Genomic DNA, 9,740 nt, shown 5'->3' on the forward strand with positions numbered 1-9,740 from the left:
TCGTTGATGCCTGGGGCCGGCTGATCGATGCCCCGCAAGGCACCCTGACCACCGCCGAGAACGTCACGTCAGCGCTCTATAGTCTGATCGGCGGCCTGCCGTCCGAGCGTCTGGCGGGAAAGCGCCTGCTGGTCGCGGCCGACTGTTTCCCGAGCCTGCACTTCCTGCTTGCCGGACTTTTCGAGCGCCTCAACTTCGTGCTCGACACCGTGCCACTGCGGCCGGGCGAGAGCTGGGTCCGCGACGAGGATTTCATCGCCCGCTGGCAGGACGATGTCGGTCTGGCCTTGCTGACCTTCGTCACCTCCACGGCCTCACACCGCTGCGACGTGGCGCGGCTTGCCGAGCATGGCCGGGAGATGGGCAGCATCGTCGGTGTCGACATTACGCAAGGCGTCGGCGTGGCGCCCTTCTCGATTGCGAAGACGCCGGTCGATTTCGTCGTCTCGACCTCGTTGAAATGGCTGTGCGGCACTTCGGGCGCCGGCATCCTGCAGGTGGCGCCCGATCTGCTGTCCGCCTGCCGGCCGGAACTTCGCGGATGGTTCAGCCAACCGAACCCGTTCTCCTGGGATCTCGACAGTTTTTCCTATGCAAGCGATGCGCGACGTTTCGACCATGGCACACCGGCCATCCTGGCCAGTGTCGCATCGCTGCCCGGCCTTGAATGGGTCGCAAAAACAGGTGTCGACGCCATCCGCTCACAGAATGCCAGCATGACCGAGCGCATCATCGGCTGCGCGCTGGACAATGGCTGGGTGGTCCGTACGCCGCTCGATACAGACAAGCGCGGCGGCAGCGTCATGCTGACCTTGCCGCAAGGCGTCGACCCGGTGAAAACGGTGTCGGCGCTGCGCAGTGAGCGACTTTACTGCGACGCGCGCGGCGCGACGCTCAGGCTGTCGCCCGGTATGGTCACCACGGACGACGCGGTGGACGCACTGCTGGCGCGTCTGCAGCAGTTGATCGGCTCGCGACAACGCCGCGCATCCTGACTCAGGCGCCGCCTCGCCTGCAGTGTCCGGAATACGGCGCTGAAAAGGGGCGGAAGTGAAAAGCGCCACAGGGAGTGGCCGAACCAGAGGGAACGAAAATGAGCTTCACTCGCCGTAATTTGCTTCTTCTCGCTGCCGCCATCGGCATTGCCGCCGGCCCGGTTGCCGCCTATGCCCAAGAGACGCTGAATGTCGGCGCCTATCCGACCAATCCGCCCTTCGAATACAAGAACGAAAGCGGCACCTTCGAGGGCTTTGAAGTCGACATCGTCAACGAGGCGGCCAAGCGCATCGGCATGACCACGGAAATCGCCGATCTCGGATTTCAGGCCCTGTTCGCCGCCACCACGTCGAAGCGCATAGACGTTGCCATCTCCTCGATCACGATCACGCCGGAGCGGCTGAAGTCGCAGGCGTTCACGCAGCCCTACTATGATTCCGACATGGGCATCGCCGCCAAGGCGGACAGCCCGATCAAGTCCGAGGCCGACCTCAAGGGCAAGATCATCGGCGTGCTGTCCGGCTCGACCGGGGAAGCCTGGACCAAGCAGCACCAGGAGGCCGGCGGGTTCAGCGAGGTGAAGGGTTACGACACGCAGCAGAACCTGCTGCTCGATCTCAGCGCCGGTCGCGTCGACGCAGCGGTCAGCGACATCCCAGGCCTGGAATATTCCTTCACCAGGATGAAGGACCTCGCCGTAAAAGTGCGTATCAAGACTGGCGAGCAGTACGGCCTGATGATGGCCAAGGACCACCCGCTGCTCGGCAAGCTGAACGACGCACTGACGGCGATGAAGAAGGACGGCACGCTGGCCGCGATCCACAAGAAGTGGTTCGGCAGTGACGCACCCGCCGATTCTTCGACCGTCAAGGAAATGCCTATCCCGAAGGCCTGAGCAGCAGCGGCTGAAATCGAGCCGGCTTTCCACACCGGCACGATTTCACGGACAGCGTTGCGCGCCCTCCTGGACGTGCAACGGACGCCGTAGCCCTTCGACTTTCACGCATGATCCGCTCCGAAACCCGATTTCTGGTTTCGGCAGCATGCTTTAGCGTCGCGGGACGCCAAATCTTTCGGGAATGCTCCCCATGTCGCTGCTCGAGACCTTCTTCAACGCCGATGTCATGATCTCCAGCCTGCCGGCGTTGCTGCGCGGCTTCCTGAACACGCTGCTGCTCGGGCTGTTGAGCATCGGCATCGGTATCCCCGTCGGCCTGGCGATCAGCCTGATGCGCCTCTACGCGCCAAAGCCGCTGCGGCTGCTGGCGGTCGGCTATATCGATATTTTCCGGGCGATGCCGGTGCTTGTCGTGCTGATCCTGATCTATTACGCGCTGCCGTTCCTCGGCATACGCCTGTCATCCTGGACCTCCGCGGTGACGGCGTTCGCCATCATCATGGCAGCCTATTCGGCCGAGGTGTTCCGCTCCGGCATAGAAAGCATTCCGCGCGGCCAGTTCGAGGCGGCGCAGGCACTCGGCCTGCCGTTTTTACTGACCTTGCGCAAGGTGGTGCTACCGCAGGCGATCCGCGTCGTCATTCCGCCGATGACCAGCAACTGCGTTTCGATGTTCAAGGACACCTCGCTCGCCTCAACAGTGGCGCTGCCCGAACTGCTGAAGGAAGCGACCAACGCGCAGTCACTCTACGCCAACCCCTCGCCGCTGATCGGCGCGGCGCTGGTCTATCTCATCTTTCTCTGGCCGATGGTCCGTCTCGTCAGCCTGCTGGAACGCCGCTTCAAAACCGAAAAAACCCGCTGACGTCGCCAGCTTCCCCATCTGCATCTGTCACCTTCCCCATCTGCCAATTTTCATATCTGTCAGGCACTTCGCAGGAGACCATCTTGAACAAGCATCAGCCCCACAATGCGAACGACGTCTCCGCAATCTTCCCGGTCGACACGATCCGCGCCATGTTTCCAGCCCTGCAGCAGGCCGGCGACTTCATCTTCATGGACAATGCCGCCGGCGCGCAGATCCCGCAAAGCGTGCTCGATGCGGTGACCAACCATCTGATGGCGCACAATGTGCAGCGCGGCGGCCGCTATAGCCGCAGCGTCGCCGTCGACCAGGCGATCGCCGATGCGCGCGAAAGCGTGGCGCTGCTGATCAATGCCTATAGCCCTGCGGAAATCTGCTTCGGCATGAACGCCACCTCGTTCATCCGCCTCGTCAGCCTCGGCATCGGCCAGATGCTTGGAGAACGCGACGAGATCGTCATCACCGACATGGACCATGACGCCAACATCGCCACCTGGCTGGCGCTGGCGCCCGCTGGCGCCAAGTTCAAATGGTGGCGGATGCGCGACGACGGCAATCTCCATGTCGACGATTTGCGCCCGCTTATCTCCGACCGCACCCGGCTTGTCGCCTGCACCGTCACCGCGCATTCGATCGGTTCGATCGTCGATGTTGCTGCAGTGGCTGACATCGCGCATGCGGCCGGCGCCGAAGTGTTCCTCGACTGCGTGCACTACGGGCCGCACGGACTGATCGACGTGCAGGCCTGGGATTGCGACTATCTGGTCTGTTCAGGCTACAAGAATTTCTCGCCGCATATGGGCTTCCTGTGGGGCCGCTTCGAGACGCTGAAGCGCCTGCCGACCTTCCGCGAGGATTTCATTCCCGACGAGCCGCCCTACAAGGTCGAGGCCGGCACCTTCATCTACGAGAACGTCTCCGGCATGGACGCGGCCGTGCAATATCTGGAACTGATCGGCCGCAACTTCCTGGCCGAGAACAACCGGTCTCGGCGCGACAACCTCGTCGCCGGCATGAATGCCATCCGCGACTATGAGCTGGTGCTGGCGCGCGAAATGCTCGGCGTGCTCAAGGAGTGCGGCGCAACGATCTATGGCGTCGCCGACGAAGCCCGCCTCAACGAGCGGGTGCCGACCTTCTGCTTCAACATCGGCACGCTGTCGCCGCAAATGATCGTCGAGGCGATGGCCGAGATGCAGATCGGCATCCGCGACGGCCATATGTATGCGCCGCGGCTGATGAAGCGGCTGAACCTCAGCATGGACAGCGGCGCCATCCGCGCCTCGCTGGTGCATTATAACACGGTCGGGGAAGTCCGGCGCTTCGGCGAGGCGCTGCGCGCCGTCATCGCAAAGCTGTCTTGATCGGCGTCTGGAGCGAGATGCATTTAGGTTGAACTCTCGCTCTATCTGTTTTTAGCCGCGCGAGTGCTTCCACTTGGCTGCAAAACGCTCCAGGTCAAAACTCGATTATCTTGCAGCCGCCAATGGCTAAGAGGCGTCAGGAACGCGCCAGGTCAGCTCGTTGCGGAGAAACTGGCCGAACACCCGCTATGGCGCAAAGCGGTCGCTCGTCACATCAGCACTCCATTGCATTCCGCCTCTCGGCGATAGCAGCCATCGTCTCAGGTTCGATGCACGGATCACGCGCCGCCGCTGCATGCGATTGCGATAGGGATGTACAATTCTCAGTAATCGGCGCCATCATCCGCAGTTGGTCTTGGCAGCGCACAGGCCGTGCAGGACTCGCGAACATCCCTTCGGCAGGCACTCTCGCGTTGAGCTGGCCCGCACGCCACAGGGACCGGTGAAGCGCTTGGAGAGCACCATGACGAAGGCGATCGCACCGACCGAGGCAGTGAGAGTGGAAGACCTCGATGATGCGGCATTGGTCGATCGCGCGCAACAGCGCGACGGGGCTGCTTTCTGGTTGATCATAAAGCGTCACAACCAGCGCCTTTATCGAATCGCTCGCGCCGTCCTGGATGACGACGCCGAGGCGCAGGACGTGCTCCAGGAGACCTACATCCACGCCTTCATGCATTTGTCCGAATTCCGCGCGGAGGCACAGCTCTCCACCTGGCTCACCCGGATCACGCTGAACGAGGCGCTGGGCCGCCGCCGGCAAAGGCGACCGACGGTCGACGTAAAGGCGATCAAAGCCATGCCCGCTCCGTTCAGCGCATACAACGCTGACCCGGAGGAGGCATCCGCCCTCGCCGAGATCCGCCGCCTGCTGGAACGCGCGGTCAGTGACCTTCCGGAGCACTTTCGCATCGTGTTTGTTATGCGCGATGTCGAGGAAATGAGCACTGAGGAGACGGCCCTCCTTCTCGGTTTGCGACCTCAGACCGTGAAGACTCGGCTGCATCGCGCGCGCCGGCTGCTGCGTGAGACGCTGCGCGACAAGCTTGCCACCGTGTTTACCGACACCTTTCCCTTTGCGGGCGCGCCTTGTGACCGCCTCATGCAATCGGTCCTCGACCGGCTTGGAATTAGTCTTCTGCAATTGCAGGCTCACTAGGCGGCAGAGCGACCGAGCACGGGTTGTGCGAGTCGTGCCGACTTCATCTTCAATCGCTCCTCGAAGGTCCTCCGGCGGGCAGCGGGGAAGTCGGGAACCTTTTGACAGTTGGGACCATCCAATGCTCATCGGCCGCAGAGCGCCGATGAAGATCTGTGTTGGATGCGGCCAACCATGGAGGCTGCCGACCGGCAAATCTATTAGGGAGGACTGCCAATGCTCATGCGTGTTAAGGTAATCGCCTGCTTTTCCGTTCTCGTGCTCTCCTCAACTCTGATACCGACCGCTGCCCAAATGAGCGCGAAGGGATCGACAAGCGGGAAGGATTTTGACGACGCGGCCGCTGAGCAGGCTGAGCGGTATCTTGAAGAAGGCCGCGAGACATTCCGCTTTGATACGTTCGGCAGCGAGGATTTCTGGGGTGGAAAGCTCAAGCTTCACGACGCGATCGCTGGCGATAAGCTAGGTGGCGCAGGACCAGGGCTCAGCCCGCAAAAGGCCCTCGAACTCGGCCTGAAGGTCGATGTGAACGCCATCCCGAAGGATGTGGCCGAGGCACTTAACAAAGGTGAAGTCGATCTCGCGGACCCGGCCAGCACGCTTCTCCTGCTCAAAGCCAACGCCGTTGTCGGAGTAACCGGTTTTTTTGGCGAGGACGGGAAGACGCTGACTTCCGTCGGCATTCAGTGCGCGGTGTGCCATTCGACGGTCGACGACTCATATGCGCCGGGCATCGGGCACCGACTCGACGGCTGGCCCAACCGAGACCTCAATATAGGGGCGATCGTGGCCTTGGCGCCGGATCTGACCGCCTTTGTAGAAATGCTGCAGATCCCCGAAGCGGAGGTGAAGAAGGCAGTAGAGGCTTGGGGGCCGGGAAAATTCGATGCGGAACTGAATCTCGATGGCAAGGCCTTCCGGCCAGACGGCAAGACTGCCGCCACGCTCAATCCGCCGGCCTTCGGGCTAGCGGGCGTAAACAACCACACGTGGACCGGCTCCTGGGGGACGGTGAGCTACTGGAACGCCTACGTAGGCAATCTCGAAATGCATGGGAAAGGCGTGTTTTACGATCCGCGGCTGGATGACGCCGAGAAGTATCCGGTCGCCGCCAGAACGAAGCAAGGCCACAAGCAGGACAGCGAAGACCGGATTACTGCCAAGCTGCCCGCCCTCCACTTCTACCAGCTCTCTCTGCCAACCCCAAAGCCGCCGGAAGGCTCCTTCGACAGTGCCGCTGCAGAGAACGGGATGGCGCTGTTCAACGAGAAGGCCAGATGCGCCACCTGCCATGTCCCGCCAATCTTCACGGAGCCGGGCTGGAACCTGCACACGGCGGAGGAGATCGGGATCGACGATTTCCAAGCGATGCGCTCTCCTGACGAGAGGTACCGAACCGCGCCGCTGCGTGCCCTGTGGGATGTTGAGAAGATCCACAAAGGCGGGTTTTACCACGATGGGCGGTTCGCCACGCTTGGTGACGTACTCGAGCACTACAACAGTCATCTCGGCCTCAATCTGACCGAGGTTCGGCGTGAATCCGGTATTCCCTTTGCCAGTGCTAATGGGCTCGCTTCCTACTTGACGGGTCCGCCTGTGACACGAGGGGCCGGAACCACGCCGAAGGGTGTGGCGCCATACCAGAATTCTCCAAATCAGAGGCGCCGCTGCGGCAAGGTGCACCCATTTCCTGAAGCCGAACGCGTGCGAGATCGTCGCAGGCGAGATCAGCCCGGATGGCTGGTGCCGCTTTCGCGAACCGCTGCCGGCCTGAGGGATTGATCGGTTCATAACAAGGACTGCTTTTCCCGCCTAATCCAGACCTGCTGCTCTGCTTGTTGAAGGTCGCGAATGGGTCAAACTCGGTCATGCAGAGTAGTTTGACTAGGCGGCCTTCTTCCTCGCCAGCCTTGCCTTGATCGAGGCAACGTCGGCGCGCGGCGTCGCCGCAAATAGCGTCTTGGTGTAGCTGTGCTTGGGGTCGGCAAAGACCTCGTCGCGCGAACCGTATTCGACGGCCTCGCCGTAATACATGACCATCACGTCGTCGGCGATGTAGCGCACCACCGACAGGTCGTGGCTGATGAAGACATAGGTCAGCTTGAATTCGTCCTGCAGGTCGGCGAGCAGGTTGAGCACCTGCGCCTGCACCGACAGATCGAGCGCTGAAACCGGCTCGTCGAGCACCAAAAGGCTTGGATTGAGCATCAGCGCGCGGGCAATGGCGATGCGCTGGCGCTGGCCGCCCGAGAACATGTGGGGGTAGCGGTTGTAGTGTTCGGGGCCGAGGCCGACCTTCTTCAGCATCTTCATGGCGAGATCGCGCCGTTCGGCGGCCGGCTTGTCGGTGTTGATGAGCAGCGGCTCGCCCAGCACGTCGCCGATCTTCTGGCGCGGATTGAGCGAACCATAAGGGTTCTGGAAGACGATCTGCACCTTGCGGCGCATCTCCTTCGTCAAGCCATCCCTGGCGATGTCGACCTTGTTGCCGTCGATGAAGAGTTCACCTGATGTCGCCGGATCGATCAGGGTGATGATGCGGGCGAGCGTTGACTTGCCGCAGCCGCTTTCGCCGACGATGGCCAGCGTCTTGCCCTTGTCGACGCTGAAGGAAACGCCCTTGACCGCATGCACCGTGCGCGAGGGACGAAACAGGCCGCCGCCGACATGATAGTCGCGCACGATGTTCTTGCCTTCGAGAACCGTCACACTCATGGCGCGGCTCCCGTTGCAGTCCCGGCTCCCGCAGCAGAGGGTGCCGGTTCAAACAGCATGTCGGAAATGGTCGGCAGCCGGTCGCCGACGGCGTTTTCCGGCAGCGCCGACAGCAGCGCGCGCGTGTAGTTGCTCTTCGGCTGCTCGAACAGCGACAGCACGTCTGCCTCCTCCATTTTGTGGCCCTTGTACTGGACGATGACGCGGTCCGCGGTCTCGGCCACGACGCCCATATTATGGGTGATCATGATCAAGCCCATGCCATATTTGGCCTGCAGGCCAACCAAAAGGTCAAGGATCTGCTTCTGGATGGTAACATCGAGCGCGGTGGTCGGCTCGTCGGCGATCAACAGCTTCGGATTGCAGGCAATGGCGATGGCGATCATGACGCGCTGGCACTGGCCGCCCGACATCTGGTGCGGGAACGAGTTCAGCCGCTCTTCCGGATCGGCAATGCCGACCAGCTTCATCAGTTCGATGGCGCGGGCCCGCCGCTGGGCGCGGTCCATGCCCATATGGAAACGCAGCACCTCCTCGATCTGGAAGCCGGCGGTGAAGCATGGATTGAGGCTGGCGATCGGCTCCTGGAAGATCATCGAGATGTCCTTGCCGACGATCTTGCGGCGCTCGGACGGGCTGAGCTCAAGCAGGTCGATGCCGTCGAAGGCCATGCGGTTGGCCTTTACCGTCGCCGTATTCGGCAACAGCCCCATCACCGCCAGCATCGCCACCGATTTGCCGGAGCCGGATTCGCCGACGATCGCCAGCACCTCGCGCGGCTCAATCGACAGGTCGATGCCTTGCACGGCCATGAACGGTCCGGCGGCGGTATCGAAGGACACGGTGAGGTTCCTGATCTCGAGAAGAGGCATGGTCACGACCTCTTCAGCTTGGGATCGAAGGCATCGCGCAGGCCATCGCCGATCAGGTTGATGGCAAGCACCGTGATCAGGATGGCAAGGCCGGGAAAGGTCACCACCCATGGCGCGCGCAGGATGAACTCGCGCGCCGTGGCCAGCATCGTGCCCCATTCCGGCGTTGGCGGCTGCGCACCAACGCCAAGAAAGCCGAGAGCCGCGGCCTCGAGAATGGCGTTGGAGAAGGACAGCGTCGCCTGCACGATCAGCGGTGCCAAGCAGTTCGGCAAGATCGTCTTCACCATCAGCCTGAGATGACTGGCACCGGCCACCTTGGCGGAGATCACATATTCGCGGTTCTTTTCAGCCATCACCGCCGCGCGCGTGAGCCGCGCGAAATGCGGCTGCAGCACCAGCGCAATCGCCAGCATAGCGTTGAACAGGCCGGGTCCGAGGATCGCCACCAGAACCAGGGCGAGGAGCAGCGACGGGAAGGCCAGAATGACGTCCATGATGCGCATGATCAGCGTATCGACCCAGCCGCGGAAATAGCCGGCGAGCACGCCGAGGACGATGCCGCTGGTCAGCGAGAAAACGACGACGACCAGACCGATGAACAGCGAGAACCGCGCGCCGAAAATCAGCCGCGAAAGCATGTCGCGGCCGACCGCGTCGGTGCCGAGCAGGAACATCGATTTGCCGCCCTCCTGCCAGACCGGGGGCGTCAGCAGCGAATCGCGAAACTGTTCGTCAGGCGAATGCGGCGCGACCAGCGGTGCGAAAATCGCGATCAGCACTAGAGCCGCGAACACGACCAGGCCGATGACGGCGCCGATGTTCATCGAGTAGTAATGCCAGAACTCGGCGAAGGCGCGCTGCCGGCCGC

General features: G+C 62.2%; 9 protein-coding genes. 6 read left to right on the forward strand and 3 right to left on the reverse strand.

Features of this window, described 5'->3' with window-relative positions; all coding sequences use genetic code 11:
* The 6 genes from EOA85_RS18250 to EOA85_RS18275 all read left to right on the forward strand — a co-directional run.
* Window positions 1-995, forward strand: a 995-nt coding sequence (locus EOA85_RS18250) for an aminotransferase class V-fold PLP-dependent enzyme (RefSeq protein WP_127210653.1), incomplete at its 5' end; no start/stop codon positions are given.
* A 98-nt stretch (window positions 996-1,093) separates the two neighbouring features.
* On the forward strand, window positions 1,094-1,891 hold the full coding sequence (locus EOA85_RS18255; protein ID WP_127210654.1) for an ABC transporter substrate-binding protein: 798 nt from the start codon (window positions 1,094-1,096) through the stop codon (window positions 1,889-1,891).
* Between the two features lie 193 nt (window positions 1,892-2,084).
* Window positions 2,085-2,759 carry an amino acid ABC transporter permease gene (locus EOA85_RS18260; protein WP_065005955.1) on the forward strand — a complete coding sequence of 225 codons (675 nt, stop codon included), beginning with the start codon at window positions 2,085-2,087 and terminating at the stop codon, window positions 2,757-2,759.
* An 83-nt stretch (window positions 2,760-2,842) separates the two neighbouring features.
* On the forward strand, window positions 2,843-4,123 hold the full coding sequence (locus EOA85_RS18265; RefSeq protein WP_127210655.1) for a cysteine desulfurase-like protein: 1,281 nt from the start codon (window positions 2,843-2,845) through the stop codon (window positions 4,121-4,123).
* Window positions 4,124-4,586: 463 nt separating this feature from the next.
* Entirely contained in the window at window positions 4,587-5,282 is a 696-nt protein-coding gene (locus tag EOA85_RS18270) for an RNA polymerase sigma factor (protein WP_127210656.1), read from the forward strand.
* A gap of 294 nt (window positions 5,283-5,576) precedes the next feature.
* A complete protein-coding gene (locus EOA85_RS18275) occupies window positions 5,577-7,064 on the forward strand; it encodes a hypothetical protein (RefSeq protein ID WP_245485845.1) in 1,488 nt (495 codons plus the stop codon).
* Between the two features lie 102 nt (window positions 7,065-7,166).
* Here the strand turns inward: EOA85_RS18275 and EOA85_RS18280 are convergent, their stop codons facing one another.
* From EOA85_RS18280 to EOA85_RS18290, 3 genes are all read right to left on the reverse strand, one after another.
* Window positions 7,167-7,997 carry a dipeptide ABC transporter ATP-binding protein gene (locus tag EOA85_RS18280; RefSeq protein ID WP_127210657.1) on the reverse strand — a complete coding sequence of 277 codons (831 nt, stop codon included), beginning with the start codon at window positions 7,995-7,997 and terminating at the stop codon, window positions 7,167-7,169.
* On the reverse strand, window positions 7,994-8,869 hold the full coding sequence (locus tag EOA85_RS18285) for an ABC transporter ATP-binding protein (RefSeq protein ID WP_127210659.1): 876 nt from the start codon (window positions 8,867-8,869) through the stop codon (window positions 7,994-7,996). Before EOA85_RS18285 ends, EOA85_RS18280 begins: the two co-directional genes overlap by 4 nt.
* 2 nt (window positions 8,870-8,871) lie before the next feature.
* On the reverse strand, window positions 8,872-9,740 hold an 869-nt coding region (locus EOA85_RS18290), incomplete at its 5' end, for an ABC transporter permease subunit (RefSeq protein WP_127210658.1).

Origin of the sequence: Mesorhizobium sp. M5C.F.Ca.IN.020.29.1.1, from assembly GCF_003997375.1 — a bacterium.
GTDB lineage: Bacteria > Pseudomonadota > Alphaproteobacteria > Rhizobiales > Rhizobiaceae > Mesorhizobium > Mesorhizobium wenxiniae.